The 16,357-nt window shown below is 76.0% G+C and carries 11 protein-coding genes; 2 read left to right on the top strand and 9 right to left on the bottom strand.

The features are described from left to right. Nucleotides 1-5: 5 nt before the first annotated feature. Entirely contained in the window at nucleotides 6-2,282 is a 2,277-nt protein-coding gene (locus WA616_RS11450; protein ID WP_336029867.1) for a putative bifunctional diguanylate cyclase/phosphodiesterase, read from the bottom strand. 215 nt (nucleotides 2,283-2,497) lie between these two features. Between WA616_RS11450 and leuS the strand changes: the two genes are divergently transcribed. After that, nucleotides 2,498-5,413: a leucine--tRNA ligase gene (gene leuS, locus WA616_RS11445; RefSeq protein WP_336029865.1), complete on the top strand. Its 2,916-nt coding sequence runs from the start codon at nucleotides 2,498-2,500 to the stop codon at nucleotides 5,411-5,413. A 55-nt stretch (nucleotides 5,414-5,468) separates the two neighbouring features. On the opposite strand, the gene WA616_RS11440 is transcribed toward leuS, so the two are convergent. The 4 genes from WA616_RS11440 to WA616_RS11425 are packed head-to-tail and all read right to left on the bottom strand — an operon-like array spanning nucleotide 5,469 to nucleotide 8,521. Continuing rightward, nucleotides 5,469-5,855, bottom strand: a complete 387-nt coding sequence (locus WA616_RS11440) for a PPOX class F420-dependent oxidoreductase (protein ID WP_336029863.1) — start codon at nucleotides 5,853-5,855, stop codon at nucleotides 5,469-5,471. Nucleotides 5,856-5,860: 5 nt separating this feature from the next. Next, nucleotides 5,861-6,520, bottom strand: a complete 660-nt coding sequence (lipB, locus tag WA616_RS11435) for a lipoyl(octanoyl) transferase LipB (RefSeq protein ID WP_336029861.1) — start codon at nucleotides 6,518-6,520, stop codon at nucleotides 5,861-5,863. Between the two features lie 22 nt (nucleotides 6,521-6,542). Continuing rightward, on the bottom strand, nucleotides 6,543-7,277 hold the full coding sequence (locus WA616_RS11430) for a peptidase E (RefSeq protein ID WP_336029859.1): 735 nt from the start codon (nucleotides 7,275-7,277) through the stop codon (nucleotides 6,543-6,545). After that, nucleotides 7,277-8,521: an NAD(P)/FAD-dependent oxidoreductase gene (locus WA616_RS11425; protein WP_336029857.1), complete on the bottom strand. Its 1,245-nt coding sequence runs from the start codon at nucleotides 8,519-8,521 to the stop codon at nucleotides 7,277-7,279. Before WA616_RS11425 ends, WA616_RS11430 begins: the two co-directional genes overlap by 1 nt. 118 nt (nucleotides 8,522-8,639) lie before the next feature. Here WA616_RS11425 and WA616_RS11420 point away from each other — a divergent pair, with 118 nt between their 5' ends. After that, a complete protein-coding gene (locus WA616_RS11420; protein ID WP_336029855.1) occupies nucleotides 8,640-10,313 on the top strand; it encodes a serine/threonine-protein kinase in 1,674 nt (557 codons plus the stop codon). Nucleotides 10,314-10,318: 5 nt separating this feature from the next. Here the strand turns inward: WA616_RS11420 and WA616_RS11415 are convergent, their stop codons facing one another. The 4 genes from WA616_RS11415 to WA616_RS11400 all read right to left on the bottom strand — a co-directional run bounded on the left by WA616_RS11415 (nucleotide 10,319) and on the right by WA616_RS11400 (nucleotide 16,336). Next, nucleotides 10,319-11,230, bottom strand: a complete 912-nt coding sequence (locus WA616_RS11415; protein ID WP_336029853.1) for a TIGR01777 family oxidoreductase — start codon at nucleotides 11,228-11,230, stop codon at nucleotides 10,319-10,321. Nucleotides 11,231-11,302: 72 nt separating this feature from the next. Further along, a complete protein-coding gene (sucB, locus tag WA616_RS11410; RefSeq protein WP_336029850.1) occupies nucleotides 11,303-13,228 on the bottom strand; it encodes a 2-oxoglutarate dehydrogenase, E2 component, dihydrolipoamide succinyltransferase in 1,926 nt (641 codons plus the stop codon). Nucleotides 13,229-13,294: 66 nt separating this feature from the next. Then, on the bottom strand, nucleotides 13,295-14,674 hold the full coding sequence (gene lpdA, locus WA616_RS11405; RefSeq protein ID WP_217651341.1) for a dihydrolipoyl dehydrogenase: 1,380 nt from the start codon (nucleotides 14,672-14,674) through the stop codon (nucleotides 13,295-13,297). Nucleotides 14,675-14,824: 150 nt separating this feature from the next. Next, a complete protein-coding gene (locus tag WA616_RS11400) occupies nucleotides 14,825-16,336 on the bottom strand; it encodes a leucyl aminopeptidase (RefSeq protein ID WP_336029847.1) in 1,512 nt (503 codons plus the stop codon). Between the last annotated feature and the right edge of the window lie 21 nt (nucleotides 16,337-16,357).

Genomic DNA, 16,357 nt, shown 5'->3' with positions numbered 1-16,357 from the left:
GCCGCTCAGGGGGCCGCGGTGAGCGGCGCCCGGTCGGCGGCGAGCCAGACCAGCAGGTCCCCGACGGGCATCGGCCGGGCGACGGCGTAGCCCTGTGCGACGTCGCAGCCCAGCGCCGCCAGCCGCCGGGCGGTGGCGCCGTCCTCGACGCCCTCGGCGACCAGCGTCAGGCCGAGGTCGTGGGCCAGGGCGACGGTGTGCCGCACGATCGCCGCGGCGCGCTCGTCGACGTCGACGTCGGAGGTGAGGCTGCGGTCGAGCTTGAGTTCGTCGGCCGGCAGCCGGCGCAGGTAGGCCAGCGAGCTGTAGCCGGTGCCGTAGTCGTCGATCGAGGTGCGCACACCGAGGCGGCGCAGCTCGCCGAGCACGGTGCGGCCGCGCTCGGGGTCGGCCATGAGGGTGTCCTCGACCAGCTCGAGGGTGAGCGCGGTCGGCGGCAGCCCGCGGCGGGCCAGCTTGGCCGCGACCTTGCCGGGCAGGTCGAGGTCGGCGACGTTGGCCGCCGACAGGTTCACCGACACCGGCACGTGGTGCTCGCCCCACCAGCGGGCGACCGCGTCGAGGGAGCGCTCGAGCACGGTGTCGGTGAGCGGGCGCATGAGGCCCGCCTGCTCGGCGGCCGGCAGCACCACGCCGGGGCCGACCAGGCCGCGCTCGGGGTGGTGCCAGCGCAGCAGGGCCTCGACGCCGACCACCCGGCCGTCGTCCATGGCCACCTGTGGCTGCAGGTGGACGTCGAGCTGGTCCTCGACCAGCGCGGTGCGCAGCTCCTCCATCGTTCGCAGCCGCTCGCCGGAGCCGCTGTGCGGGTCGGGCACGTAGACGTGCACGCCGGTGCGCTCGGTCTTCGCCGCGTACATGGCGACGTCGGCGCAGCGCAGCAGCTCCTGGACGTCGTCGGCGGGCACGGGGGCGGTGGAGACGCCGACGCTGACGCCGACGTGCAGCCGGATCCCGTCGACGACGAACGGCTGGCGCAGCAGGTCGTGCACGATGCCGGCCCGCTCGGCGGCGCCGTCGAGGTCGGTGGCGGGCAGCAGGACGGCGAACTCGTCGCCGCCGAGGCGGGCGAGCACGTCGCCGGGGCGCAGGGCCGGGGTCAGCCGCGGGCCGACCTGGCAGAGCAGCTGGTCGCCGGCGCCGTGGCCGAGGCTGTCGTTGACCTCCTTGAAGCCGTCGAGGTCGAGCAGCAGCAGCGCGGCCGGGGAGGCGGTGGTGGCGCCGGCGACGACGGTGCGCGCGGTCTCCAGCAGCGCCCGGCGGTTGGGCAGGCCGGTCAGCTCGTCGGTGCGGGCCTCCTGGCGGGCGACGGCGAAGGAGCGGACCTCCCGGAAGGTGACCGCCGTCCGGCCGAGGACGGCGAGCACGCAGCCGACGGCCAGCCAGCCGGCGCTGGAGGGCAGGTGGTCGCCGTAGCCGGCGGCGAGCACGGTGAGGGCGGCCAGCGCCCCGGCCAGCGGCAGCGCGACCAGCCGCCAGGAGATCCGGACGCCGGCGCCCTCCTCGCGCGGCTCGGGGTCGCCGGTGGTGCGCTGGGCGGCGACGCCGGCGCAGAGCACGCCGGCCAGCCAGACCAGCTCGAGCGGCCCGCCGTCGGAGTAGCGGCCGGCGACGCTGAGCAGGAACAGCCCGACGTCGGCGACGCAGATGAGGGCGACGGACGCGCTGACCAGCAGCAGCGTGCGGTCCAGGTGCACGCCGAGGATGGCGCCGACCCCGGCGAGCAGGGCCAGCAGCAGCACGTCGGCGGCGGGCCAGGCCAGCTGCAGGTAGGAGACCGTGCCGGCGCCGGTGAGGTAGGGGCCGAGCAGGAAGCCGATGCCGACGGCGCCAGTGCCGAGGGCGCCGATGACGCCGTCGAGCCACATGCTCGGCAGGAACCGGCTCACGCGGGCGCGGATGAAGACGAACAGCGCCACGTAGAGGAAGGCGTAGGCCACCGTCACGCAGGTGTCGCCGACCACCGACGGCGTCGTCCCGGCCTGGCCGGTCTCGATGATGCGGGCGATGTTGCCGACGCTGGCCAGCAGCAGCGTGGTGCCGATGGCACGCCAGCCGAGGGCCTCACGGGGGGCGCGGGGGGCGGTCAGCCAGCAGGCGATGCCCGCGGCGACCCAGGCCACGTGGTAGAGCACGACGTCGTAGACGACGTCCCACACCGCTCCGCCCGGCCGCGGGCCGACGCCGGTGGAGAACGCGGTCACGCCGAGGGCCGCGACCACCAGCAGGAGGTCACGGGGATCGGTCCCGGCACGCCGGGGGGAGACCGCGTCAGGGCGCACGAGGACTCCATCGGCGGGTACCGCGCCGACATGCACCCGGACGCCGCCGGTCCGACCCCTCCGGGTGAGTCGCGGCGTCGCGCTAGGCTGGGGGAGTGACCGGCGGGCGCCTGCTTCTCCGGCCGTGCTGACCTGAAGCACCAGTCAGCACGGCGACCCCTCCTGCGTGAGGGGTTTTTTCATGTCCGCCGACGGATGACCCCGGGAGCACCGCGATGAGCCAGACGGCGAGCCAGCCCACCACCGAGCCTGCGGACGAGGGCGTCCCGCCGCACCGCTACACGCCCGCGCTGGCGCAGCGGATCGAGCTGGAGTGGCAGGACAGGTGGGAGCGCGAGGGCACCTTCCACACGCCCAACCCGACGGGCCGGCTGTCCGAGGGCTTCGACCGCGTCGCCGACCGGCCCAAGACCTTCATCATGGACATGTTCCCGTACCCCTCGGGCGCGGGCCTGCACGTCGGGCACCCCCTGGGCTACCTGGGCACCGACGTCACCAGCCGGTTCCGCCGCATGGACGGCGACAACGTGCTGCACCCGATGGGGTACGACGCCTTCGGCCTGCCCGCCGAGCAGTACGCCGTGCAGACCGGGCAGCACCCGCGGATCACCACCGAGGCCAACATCGCGGCGATCCGGGCGCAGCTGCGCCGGCTGGGCGTCGACCACGACGAGCGCCGCACCTTCGCGACGATCGACCCGGGCTACTACCGGTGGACGCAGTGGATCTTCCTGAAGATCTTCGGCGCCTGGTTCGACGAGGAGGCCGGCCGCGCCCGCCCGGTGGAGGAGCTGGTGGCCGAGCTGGACGCCGGCACCCGCTCGCCCGCCCCGGGCACCAACCCGTCGGGCCGGCCCTGGGCGGAGCTGTCCGACGTCGAGAAGCGGCAGGTCGTCGACGCGCACCGGCTGGCCTACCGGCACGAGGCGCCGGTGAACTGGTGCCCCGGCCTGGGCACGGTGCTGTCCAACGAGGAGGTCACGCCCGACGGGCGCTCCGAGCGCGGCAACTTCCCGGTGTTCCGGCGCCCGCTGACCCAGTGGATGATGCGGATCACCGCCTACGCCGAGCGGCTGCTGGCCGACCTGGACCGGCTGGACTGGTCGGACTCGGTCAAGCAGATGCAGCGCAACTGGATCGGCCGGTCGACCGGTGCGCGGATCCGCTTCGCCGTCGGGGCGGCGGGGCGGGCGGACGACCCAGCCGAGACGATCGAGGTGTTCACCACCCGTCCCGACACGCTGTTCGGGGCCACGTACATGGTGCTGGCGCCCGAGCACCCGCTGGTCGAGACGCTCACCGCGCAGGCGTGGCCCGACGGCACCGACCCGCGCTGGACCGGTGGCGCGGCCACCCCGGCCGAGGCGGTGCGGGAGTACCAGCGGCAGGCCTCGCGACGCTCGGAGCTGGACCGGCAGAACGAGAGCCGGGAGAAGACCGGCGTCTGGCTGGGCGTCACCGCCGTCAACCCGGTCACCGGCCGCGAGCTGCCCGTCTTCATCGCCGACTACGTCCTGACCGGCTACGGCACCGGTGCGATCATGGCCGTGCCGGGCGAGGACACCCGGGACTGGGAGTTCGCCGAGGCATTCGGCCTGCCCGTCGTCCGCACCGTGCAGCCGCCCGCCGACTTCGACGGCGGCGCGTACACCGGCAGCGGGCCGATGATCAACTCGTCGAACGAGCAGGTCTCGCTGGACGGGCTGACCGACAAGGCAGACGCCATCGCCCGGATGACCGCGTGGCTGGTGTCCGCCGGGCACGGCGAGGCGACGACCACCTACAAGCTGCGCGACTGGCTGTTCAGCCGGCAGCGCTACTGGGGCGAGCCGTTCCCGGTCGTCTACGACGCCGACGGCCTGCCGCGGGCGGTGCCGGAGTCGCTGCTGCCGGTGCTGCTGCCCGAGGTCGACGACTACTCGCCGAAGACCTTCGCCGACGACGACGCCGACTCCGCGCCCGAGCCCCCGCTGTCGCGGGTGGGCGAGTGGACGACCGTCGAGCTGGACCTGGGCGACGGCCTGAAGCCCTACCGCCGCGAGACCAACACGATGCCCAACTGGGCCGGCTCGTGCTGGTACTACCTGCGCTACATCGACCCGGGCGACGACACCCAGATGGTCGACCCGGAGCTGGAGCGCTACTGGATGGGCCCGCGGACGCCCGGCGACGTCGGCGGCGTGGACCTCTACGTCGGCGGCATGGAGCACGCGGTGCTGCACCTGCTGTACGCGCGGTTCTGGCACAAGGTGCTGCACGACCTGGGCTACGTCTCCAGCGAGGAGCCGTTCCGCCGGCTGGTCAACCAGGGCTACATCTCCGCCTACGCCTACACCGACGAGCGCGGCTTCTACGTGCCCGCCGCCGACGTCGTCGAGCAGGACGGGCGCTTCCTCTACGAGGGCAGGCCGGTCAACCGCGAGTACGGCAAGATCGGCAAGTCGCTGAAGAACATGGTCACGCCCGACGAGATGATCGGGGCCTACGGGGCCGACACCTTCCGGGTGTACGAGATGTCCACCGGCCCGCTGGAGCAGTCGCGTCCGTGGGACACCAAGGCCGTCGTCGGCTCGCAGCGGCTGCTGCAGCGGATCTGGCGGGTCGTCGTCGACGAGCAGACCGGCGCCGTCCGGGCCGCCGACACCACCCCCGGCGACGACGAGCTGCGGGCGCTGCACAGGGCGATCGCCGGCGTGCGCGACGGCATGGCCACGCTGCGGTTCAACGTCGCCATCGCCCGGGTCGCGGAGCTGACCAACGCGCTGACCGCGGCCTACGGCGCCGACTCGCCGGTGCCTCGGGAGGTGGCCGAGCCGCTGGTGCTGCTGGTGGCGCCGCTGGCCCCGCACCTGGCCGAGGAGCTGTGGGCCCGGCTGGGGCACGCCGACTCGGTCGCGTGGGCGCCGTTCCCGGTCGCCGACGAGCGCTGGCTGGCCGAGGACACCGTGCAGGTGGCCGTGCAGGTCAACGGCAAGGTGCGTGCGCAGGTCGACGTGCCGGCCGACGCCGACGCCGCGGCGCTCGAGGCGGCCGCGCGGGCCGACGAGCGGGTGGCCGCGCAGCTGGCGGACAAGACGGTGCGGCGCGTGATCGCCGTCCCGGGCCGGCTGGTCAACTTCGTCGTCGGCTGACCGCCCGTCCCGCCCGGGCTCCGGCCCGGGCGGGACGGGGCCGGCAGTCCCCGGCTCAGGCGGGGCGGACGCGGATCATCGCGTGCCGCTCGGTGCCGGGTCGGGTGACCCGCTGCCAGAGCTTCGAGCTGGCGTAGGAGACCCTCCACTGCCAGCCGTAGCGCCGGGCCAGGGCGGCCCGCGCCTGCCGCCACTCGTGCGGCTCGAGCAGGACGGCGGTGGCCTCGACGGGCTCGCCGGTGGTGCGGCCGCGGACGTCGCACGGCGCCACGGTGACCCGGGCGGTGTGCCGCAGCCGCTTGACCTTGCCGGAGTCGGCGCGGGTCCAGACGACGAGCCCGTCGCCGTCGGGCGCGGCCCACACCGGGGTGGGGACGGCCTCGCCGGTGCGGCGGAACGTGGTGAGGCTGACGTAGGTGCTGCTCTGCGGCAGGCCGGCCACGGCGGTCAGACGGCCGGGGCGAGGGTGAGCACGCGGCGCATCGCGTCCTCGACGGCGTCGACGACCTCGGCGACGGGGACGTCGCGGCCGAGCTCCGCGGTGAGCGACGTGACGCCGGCGTCGGCGATGCCGCACGGGACGATGGCGCCGAACGCGCCCAGGTCGGGGTCGCAGTTGAGCGCGAACCCGTGCATGGTCACGCCGCGCGCCACGCGCACGCCGATCGCGGCGATCTTGCGCTCGGGGCGGTGCCGGCTGTCCGGGCCGGGCTGGTCGGCGGCCATCCAGACGCCGCTGCGTCCCTCGACGCGCTGCGTGCTCACGCCGAGGCCGGCGCAGACCTCCATCAGCGCGTTCTCGAGGCGCCGCACGTGCGCGACGACGTCGACCGGGTCGGGCAGGGCGACGATCGGGTAGCCGACCAGCTGGCCGGGCCCGTGCCAGGTGATCTTGCCGCCGCGGTCGACGTCGACGACCGGGGTGCCGTCGAGCGGGCGCTCGTGCGGCTCGGTGCGCCGGCCGGCGGTGTAGACCGACGGGTGCTCGAGCAGCAGCAGCGTGTCGGGGCCCTCCCCGGCCACGCGCGCGGCGTGGATCTCGCGCTGGCGTGCCCACGCCTCCTCGTAGGGGACGGTGCCGGCCCGGACGACGCGCAGTTCGGTCACGCCACCCAGCCTATGCCCGCGCTCACCGCAGCCGGCGCGGCTCGACCCGGCTCTCGACGGCACCGCCGTCGGACCCCCGCTCCACCCGGTAGGCGGCCTTCCCCGGCCGGTCGGCCACCGCCTCCACCAGGTCGGTGCCCCGGTAGACCAGGCCGACGCCGTCGTCGGTGGCGTGCCCCGCCGGCAGCGTGCCGTCGGCGACCAGCCGGTGGTACAGCGGGCGGCGCTGCTCCTCGGAGTCGTGGTGGACGCCGTTGGAGGTGGGGATGAGCCCCAGCCCGTTCGTCACCGGGCGCAGGTCGGGGCCGAAGGAGTCGGTGGTGCCGCCGACGTGCCAGCACAGCGACCCCGCCGACACACCGCCCAGCACGACGCCCGCCTCCCACACCTCGCGGAACACCTGGTCGAGCCCGTGCACCCGCCACACCGCGAGCAGGTTCGCGACGCTGCCGCCGCCCACCCAGACGACGTCCTGAGCCAGCAGGTGCGCCCGCACGTCGGCGACCGTGGGCATCGGGAACAGACTCAGGTGGCTGACCTGCACCCGGCTGCCCGCGAAGGCGCCGTACACGCCGGCCAGCCGCGCCGGGTCGTCGCCGGTGGCGGTGCCGAGCCAGCACAGTCGCAGCCGCTCCGGCGCCCCGGCGAGCTCGGCGGCGAGGTCGAAGACGGGACCGGGCGCCCAGTCGGAGGGACCGCGGCCGCGGGAGTCGAAGCCGATGCTCGTGGCCAGGATCGTGGGCGCGGTGGCGGGCATCAGGCGGCTCCGGCGGTGCCCGGCCGCAGCGCGCGCAGGACAGCGGCGGCGGTGCGGCGGCCGCTGGCCATGGCGCCCTGGATGGACGGGGTGTCGCGGTGGTCGCCGCACACGTACAGCCCGCCGCCGAGGTCGACCGGGCGGAGGTGACGCAACGGTGGCAGGGCGGCGGGCTGGGCGCCGGTCACCGTCACGGTGGTCAGGTGCGCCAGGTCGGCGGCGGCGACGTCGTGCAGCCGGGCCACCTCGTCGCGCACGTGGGCCTCGCGGGTGGGGGCGAGGCTGCTGCTCGCGACGAGCGCGCGCCCGTCGGGGGAGTAGGCGGGCTGCGCGTCGCTGAGCACGACGCTGTTGACCAGCCGCCCGCCCGGGGTGCCCAGGACGATGAGCGGCTCCGTCCAGGGCGAGGACGGCAGCACGTGGTAGTGCGTGGTGACCTGCCGCGGCGCCGACGCCTCGACCGCGGGGACCAGCCCGGCGGCGGTGCCGGGGTCGGTGGCCACGACGACGGCGTCGGCCCGCACGGGACCGGCGTCGCTGGTGACGCCGTCCCCGGTGACCGCCGCCACCCGGACGCCGGTGTGCACCCGGCCGCTGCCGACCCGGCCGGCGAGCTGCTCACCGATCGCCTGGATGCCCGCGGCGGGCAGCCCGGTGGCGCCGCGGGCGAAGCTCCGCCACAGCAGGTCGAGGTAGCGGCTGGAGGTCTCCAGCCGGTCCTCGAGCAGCACACCGGCGAGGAACGGGCCGAAGAAGCGCTCGAGCGCCGCGGTGCCCACCCCGGCCTGCCGCAGGTGCTCGGCCGCCGAGGTCTCCCGGGCGCCGAGCAGCCGCCGGACCGGCCAGTACCCGGCCCGGGCGGAGAACGCGGCGACGGCCGCCTTCTGCGGCAGTGACCCGATCGGCGCGCGCAGGGTGTCGAGCGTCGCGCCCGGCCGGCGCCGCGGGTCGGCGACCCGGTGCGCCGCGCCGTCGACGCGGACCACCGCGCCGGGCACGAAGTACCCGAGGTCCAGGGCGAGCAGGTCGAGGTCGGCGGCCCGCGGGTAGCCGGTGTTGAACACCTGGAACCCGCGGTCGACCACGAACCCGTCGACCCGCTCGGTGGCCAGCCGCCCCCCGACGTGCGCGGCGGCCTCGAGCACGTGGACGTCGACCCCGGCGGCGGCCAGCCGGGTGGCCACCGACAGGCCGGCCAGGCCCGCGCCGACCACGACGACCTCGGCACGAGCAGGGAGCGGCATGGCCCGAACCTAGGCGCAGGACGGCCGCGGCACCCGTCGGCCCGGCGGGCTGTGGACGACATCCCGGCCTGTGGACGGCCGGAGCGGGCGGGGCGCCGCGGGACCTACCGTCCCGCCCGTGTCCGCGCCTCCCGATGACGAGTGCCCGCTGCCACCCGTCGTGCCCGGCTACCTGCTCGACCGCCTGCTCGGACGGGGCGGCTCGGGTGAGGTCTGGCGCGCCCGGCCGCGCGGCGGCGGCCCGCCGGTGGCGGTCAAGGTCCTCGTCGCGGGTGACGCCGCCCGGCAGGCGCGCGAGGCCGCCCTGCTCGGCGCGCTGGACCACCCGCATCTGGTCCGGCTGCACGAGGTGGTGCACCAGCCGCGGCGGGGCGGACCGGCCCGGGTGGCACTCGTCCTCGACCTGCTGGAGGGCGGCAGCCTGGCCGCGCTGCTCGCCCGCCGCGGGCGGTTGCGGCCCGGGGAGGTCGTCACCGCGCTGGCGCCGGTCGCCGCGGCGCTCGCCCGCGCGCACGAGGACGGGGTGGTGCACGGCGACCTCTCGCCGGGCAACGTCGTCTTCACCGCGGAGGGGCGGCCGGTGCTCACCGACCTCGGCGTGGCCCGGGTGCTCGGCGAGGAGGCGGCCGGGGAGGTCACGCCGGCCTACGTCGACCCTGCGGTCGCCCGCGGGGGTGCCCCCGGCCCGGCGTCCGACGTCTTCGGCGTGGCGGCGGCGGCCTTCCACGCCCTCACCGGGGTGCCGCCGTGGAACGCCGCCACACCGGCCGACACCCTCGACGTCGCGGCGGCGGGGGAGCTGCCCGACCTCGCCGCCCTGGCGCCCGGCTGCCCGCCCGCGCTCCTCGAGGTGGTCGCCCGCGGGCTGTCGGCCGACCCGCACGCCCGGGGCTCGGCCGCCGCGTTCGCCCTCGACCTGCGGCACGCCTGCCGGCCCGAGCCCGTCCGGCTGCCCGCGGCCGGCGTCCCGGACGCCGACCTCGCCGATGCCGGCACGGGGCCGCGCACGGAGCTCACCCACCAGGTGCCCGGCCGGCACCGGCGCCCTGCGCCACGGGAGGTGCCGCCGCCGGCGCGTGGTCGGCGCCGACCCTCGGCGGCGGTGCTCCGCCGCGCCGCGGCCGCCGTCGGCACGGCGCTGCTCGTCGGCGTCGCCGTCTGGGGCGGCCTGCTGTGGTCGCGGTCCGGACCGGGCGCGGCACCGCTCCCGGCGGAGGCGGCAGCGACCGCCACGGCCAGCGCACCGGCGACCGCGACGGCGACGGCGACGGCCGCCCCGGAGCCCGCACCGGACACGGGTCTCCCGACCCCCGCGCCGGTCTTCCCCGAGCCGGTCCTCCCGGACCCGGAGCCCACTCCGGAGCCCACCCCGGAGCCCTCCCCGGCGCCCGAGGCGACGGACTGGACGGCGGTGCTCGCCGCCCTGTACGACCGCCGCGCGGAGGCCTTCGCCACCGGCGACGCGGCCCTGCTCGACGGCGTCTACACCGCCGACAGCCCGCTCCTCGCCGCCGACCGCGCCTCCCTCGCCACGCTGGTCGCGGCCGGCGAGGCGCTGCGCGGCTTCGAGCCGGCCGTCACCGGCGTGGAGGTCACCGGGCCGCCTGCAGCGGACGGGACGGTGCGGGTGGGCCTCGTCGACTCCTGGCCGACCTACACCGTCGTGCCCGCGGCCGACCCCGGCGGTCCGGTCCTGCGCACCGAGCCGGGGCGGGCGCCGGTGGAGGTCGCGATGGTGCTGGTGCCCGGCCCGGAGGGCTGGCGGATCGGCTCGGCGGGGCGGCTGGCGTGAGCGCGTCAGCGCCGGGCGACCGCCTGCTGCAGGGCGGAGGACAGCGTGGCGTGCGTGAAGCGGTACCCGGCGGCCTGCAGCGCGGCCGGGACCGCCCGCTGGCCCGCGAGCACGCTCGAGCGGCCGAACTCGCCCAGGCCGGCGCGGATGGCGAACGCCGGCACCGGCAGGACGGCGGGCCGGTGCACGGCGGCCGCCAGTTCCCGGACGAACTCGGCGTTGGGCACCGGCTCGGGCCCGGTCAGGTTCACCGGCCCGCGGACGCCGTCGGCGGTGAGCAGGAACCGGACGGCGCCGATCTCGTCGGCGAGACCAACCCAGGGCCAGTACTGCCGGCCCGACCCCATCCGGCCGCCCAGGCCGAGGCGGAAGACGGTCCCGAGGATCCGCACGAGCATCGCGCCGCGGTCGATGACCAGGCCCGTCCGTAGGGTCACCACCCGCACGCCGGCGTCCGCGGCCGGGCGGGTGGCGGCCTCCCACTCGACGCAGACGCGGGCGAGGAAGTCGTCCCCGGGCGGCGCCTGCTCGTCGGTGACGCGGTCACCGGTGTCGCCGTAGTAGCCGACCGCCGACGCCGACAGCAGCACCCGCGGCCGCGAGGGGTCCGCGGCGGCCGCGGTGGCCAGCGCCTCGCTGATGGTGGTGGTGCTGTCGACCCGGCTGGCGAGCAGGTCCCGCTTGTAGGACGCGGTGAACGGGCGCGGCCGGATCGGGGTGCCGGCCAGGTTGACCACGGCGTCGACGTCGGCAAGGACCGCCGCGTCGATGCGCCGGTGCTGGGGGTCCCAGCGGTGCTCGTCGGCCGTGCGCGGGGTGCGCCGGACCAGCCGGATGACCTCGTGGCCGTCCTCGCGCAGGGCGGGGACCAGCGCCGAGCCGATGAGGCCCGAGGCCCCGGTGACAGCGATCTTCATGACGCTCCTCGTCCCCCCTGGCGCGGAAGCGGTCGGGCCCCGGCGCGTGCGCCGGGGCCCGACCGGGGGACATCAGGCGAGGCCGAGCTCGCCCTCGAACTGGCCGGCCTCCAGGCGCTCCTTGACGGTGCCCAGGAACCGGGCGGCGTCGGCGCCGTCGACGATCCGGTGGTCGTAGGTGAGGGCCAGGTAGACCATCGACCGGACCGCGATCACCTCGCCGAGGTCGGGGTCCTGGACGACGACCGGGCGCTTGACCACCGAGCCGGTGCCCAGGATCGCCACCTGCGGCTGGTTGATGATCGGGGTGTCGAACAGGGCGCCGCGGCTGCCGGTGTTGGTCAGCGTGAAGGTGCCGCCGCCGAGCTCGTCGGGCGTGACCTTGTTGATCCGGGTCCGCTCGGCCAGGTCGGCGATCTTACGGGCCAGGCCGCCGATGCTCAGGTCGCCGGCGCCGTGGATGACCGGCACCAGCAAACCGCGCTCGGTGTCCACCGCGACACCGAGGTTCTCGGTGTCGTGGTAGGTGACCGTGCCGGCCTCCATGTCCACCGAGGAGTTTACGGCCGGGTGGGCCTTGAGCGCCTCGACGGCCGCCTTGGCGAAGAACGGCAGGAACGAGAGCTTGGCGCCCTCGCGGGTCTCGAAGTCCCGCTTGGCACGGTCGCGCAGCTTGGCGATCCGGGTGACGTCGACCTCGACGACCGTGGTCAGCTGCGCGCTGATCGCGAGCGACTCGACCATCCGGCGGGCGATGACGCCGCGCAGGCGCGACATCTTCTCCGTGCGGCCGCGCAGCGCCGGGTCCGGCTGGGCGGCCGGGGACGGGGCGGCGGGACGACCGGCGGCGGCCGGGGCCGACGGCGCGGCGGGAGCGGCGGCCGGAGCCGGAGCCGCGGCCGCCTCCGCGGCGGCCAGGACGTCCTGCTTGCGGATGCGGCCACCGACGCCGGTGCCGGTCACCGAGGTCAGGTCCACGCCGTGCTCGGCGGCCAGGCGCCGGACCAGCGGGGTGACGTAGGTGCCGCTGCCGTCAGCCGGGGCCGACGCGGACGGCTGCGCCGGCGCCTGCTGCTGAGCCGAGGCCTGCGGCTGGGCCGGGGCCTGCTGCTGGGCCGGCGCGGGAGCGGGCTGGGTGGGCGGCGTCTGCTGCTGCTCGGCGACGGTCTCGGCCGCACCGGAGCCGTAGTCGGCGCCCGCGGGGACCGACGGCGGGGGGCCGGGGGGCGCCTCGGCGGGCGGCTCCTGACGAGGTGCCGCGGGCTGGGTGACCGGGGTGTCCTGCTGGGCCGGGGCCTGCTCCTGGGCCGGGGCCTGCTGGGCCGGCGCGGGGGCGCCACCGCCGGACGAGGCGCTGCCGATCACCGCGAGCTGCGCGCCGACGTCGACGGTCTCGTCCTCGTTGACGGTGATCTCCAGCAGCGTGCCGGAGACCGGAGCCGGGATCTCGGTGTCGACCTTGTCGGTGGAGACCTCGAGCAGCGGCTCGTCCGCGGTGACCTCGTCGCCGACGGCCTTGAGCCAGCGGGTGACGGTGCCCTCGGTGACGCTCTCGCCGAGCGCCGGCATGGTGACCGGCGTCCCCTCGCCACCACCCTGGCCGCCCTGGCTCCCGCCCTGGCCGGCGTCGGGGGCGGGCGCCTCGGCGGCCGGAGCCTCGGACGGGCCGGGGCCCGCGTCCTCGACCTGCTCGTCGGGGGTCTGCGGCGTCGAGTCGGCGTCCTCGGCCGACGCCGGCCCACCTGCGCCGCCGCCGTCGCCCTCCCCGCCGATGACGGCGAGTTCCGCGCCCACGTCCACGGTCTCGTCCTCCGCCACCAGGATCTTGGTGAGGACGCCCGCCGCGGGGGACGGGATCTCGGTGTCGACCTTGTCGGTGGAGACCTCGAGGAGGGGCTCGTCGACCTCGACCTGCTCACCCTCCTGCTTGAGCCAGCGGGTGACCGTGCCCTCGGTGACGCTCTCGCCCAGGGCGGGCATGGTGACGGAGGTCGGCATCGGGAGAGGGCTCCTTCGGGGTGGCGCGGGTGGGGGAGAGGTCGGGCGGCGGCGCTGGGTGCGGCGTCAGCTGTGGGCGTGCAGCGGCTTGCCGGCGAGGGCCAGGTGGGCCTCGCCGATGGCCTCGCTCTGCGTCGGGTGCGGGTGGATGAGGGAGGCGACCTCGTCGGGCAGGGCCTCCCAGTTGAAGATGAGCTGCGCCTCGGCGACCAGCTCGCCGACGCGGCTGCCGACCATGTGGACGCCCACGACCGGGCCGTCCTTCTGGCGGATCAGCTTGACGGCGCCCTGGGTCTTGAGGATCTGGCTGCGGCCGTTGCCGCCGAGGTCGTAGACGAGGGTCTCGACGTCGCCGTACTTCTCGCGCGCCTGCACCTCGGTGAGGCCGACGGAGGCGACCTCGGGGTCGGAGTAGGTGACCCGGGGGACTCCGGCGTAGTCGATCGGCACGACCGGGAGGCCGGCGAGGCGCTCGGCGACGAGGATGCCCTCGCCGAAGCCGACGTGCGCCAGCTGCAGGGTGGGGATCAGGTCGCCGACGGCGGAGATGGTCGGGACGTTGGTCTGGCAGTAGCCGTCGACGAGGACGTAGCCGCGCTCCATGGCGACGCCGGCCTCCTCGTAGCCGAGGCCCTGGCTGACCGGCCCGCGGCCGATGGCCACGAGGACGATCTCGGCCTCGAACTCCTTGCCGTTCTGCAGGCTGACCTTGACGCCGTTCTCGGTGGACTGCACCGAGGACACCATGTTGCCGAGCTCGAAGTTGATCTTCCGGCGGCGGAAGGCGCGCTCGAGCAGCTTCGAGGAGCTCTCGTCCTCGAGCGGGACGAGGTGCTTGAGGCCCTCGATGATCGTGACGTCGACGCCGAAGGACTTCCAGGCGCTGGCGAACTCGCAGCCGATGACGCCGCCGCCGAGGATGATCGCCGAGGTCGGGACGCGGTCGAGGCCGAGCGCCTGCTCGCTGTCGATGACGCGGACGCCGTCGAGCTCGACGCCGGGGATGGTGCGGGAGTAGGAGCCGGTGGCCAGCAGGACGTGGCGGCCCTCGTAGGTCTGCCCGTTCACCGACACCGCGGTGGGGGAGACCAGCCGGCCCTCGCCCTCGACGTAGGTGATCTTCCGGCTCTTGATCAGGCCCTGCAGACCCTTGTAGAGGCGGGAGACGACGCCGTCCTTGTAGGAGTTGACGCCGTCCATGTCGATGCCGGCCAGGGAGGTCTTGACGCCGAACTGCTCGCCCTCGCGGGCCAGGTCGGCGACCTCGCCGGCGTGCAGCAGCGCCTTGGTCGGGATGCAGCCGCGGTGCAGGCAGGTGCCGCCGACCTTGTCCTTCTCGATCAGGACGACCGACAGGCCCAGCTCCGCCGCCCGCAGCGCGGCGGCGTAGCCACCCGAGCCACCGCCGAGGATGACCAGGTCGGCAGGGGTGGTGGGTGCGCTCACGACGTGCTCCTCGAGGTTCTCGGGTTCCCCCGCTCGAGTGGGTGGGGGATGGTCCGGATCCATCCTGCCACTCCGTGCGGCGCCGCAGTCCGAGGGCGGGGCGGTCCCGGACGCGCCGTGGGGGCCGGCCGGGGACCCGGCCGGCCCGGGTCAGCCGGCGACGAGGTCCTCGATCGCGGCCAGGAGCGTGCGGACCGGGACGCCGGTGCCGCCCTTGGGCGTGTAGCCCCAGGGCGCGCCGGTGTTGTAGCTCGGCCCGGCGATGTCGATGTGCGCCCACGGCAGCCCGGCCGGGACGAACTCGGCGAGGAAGTGGGCGCCCACGAGCATGCCGCCCATGCGGTCGGCGTTGGCGTTGACGAAGTCGGCGACGGGGGAGTCGATGCCCCGGCGGAGCTCCTCCGGCATCGGCATCGGCCACATCGGCTCGCCGCTGCGCCGGCTGGCGGCCACGACGGCGTCGCGCAGGTCGTCGCTGCCCATCACGCCGGCCGTGCGGGACCCGAGCGCGACCAGCTGGGCGCCGGTGAGCGTGGAGGTCTCGAACAGCACGTCGGGGGAGTCCTCGGCGGCGCGGGCGATGGCGTCGGCGAGCACGACGCGGCCCTCGGCGTCGGTGTTGGTGATCTCGGCCTTCTTGCCGTTGCGGAAGGTCACGACGTCGGCCGGGCGGTAGGCGCTGCCGCCGGGCAGGTTCTCCGCGATCGGCACGGTGGCCGTGACGTCGACCGGGAGGCCCAGCTGCGCGACCAGGCAGACGGTGGCGATCACGGCGGCCGCGCCGGCCATGTCGCTGGTCATGTGGTGCATGTTGGCGGCGGGCTTGATCGACAGGCCGCCGCTGTCGAAGGTGATGCCCTTGCCGACCAGGGCGACCTTCTTGCGGGCCTTCTTGCCGGTGTAGGTCAGCCGCAGCAGGCGCGGGCCGCGGGCGGAGCCCCCGCCGACCGCCAGCACGCCGCCGTAGCCGCCGGCGGCCAGCTGCGCCTCGTCGAGCACCTCCACCGACAGGCCCGCGGCCTTGCCCGCGGCCGCGCCGCGGGCGGCGAGCTCGGCGGGGTAGAGGTCGTTGGGCGGGGTGTTCACCAGGTCACGGACCAGGGCGACCGCGTCGGCGACCGCCCGCACCCGCGCGAGCGGGGCCTTGGCCGCGCCGGCGTCGGGGACGACAACGGTGAACTCGCGCGGCGGCGCCGGCCGGTCGGCGGGGAGGTCGGAGCGGTAGGCGGTGAACTCGTAGGCGCCGAGCAGCGAGCCCTCGCCCACCGCGTGCAGGCGCTCGGCGTCCGGGGTGCCCCCGACGGCGGCGAGCAGCGTGACCACCGAGGATCGCCCGGTCAGCGCCCGGCTGGCGGCACCGGCCGCACGGCGCAGCGCCTCGGGCGACCAGCCACCGCCGGGCTGCGGGGCCCCGAGGCCCACGGCCGCCACGACGGGGAAGGGGCCCTGGCCGAGGCTCGCGACCTTCGTGACCTCGTCCTCGCCCCCGCGGGCGCCGAGGTCGGCCAGCGCGGGCAGCAGCCGGCCGCCCAGCAGCCGGTCGACGGCCTCCGCGCCGGGTGTGGGCAGCAGCCCCGAGCTGCCCTTCCCGACGCCGACGACGACGGCGTCGGCGGGCGTCTTCTCGAGCGGGCGGTCGGTGGCGGTGATCGTCGGCGGCACCCGACGATCGTAGGGCCCGCC

The sequence above is a fragment of the Geodermatophilus sp. FMUSA9-8 genome (assembly GCF_037034165.1).
Taxonomy (GTDB): Bacteria; Actinomycetota; Actinomycetes; order Mycobacteriales; family Geodermatophilaceae; genus Geodermatophilus; species Geodermatophilus nigrescens.
The sequence above is the reverse complement of the archived record's forward strand: the minus strand, read 5'-3'. Positions and strand labels throughout refer to the sequence as shown.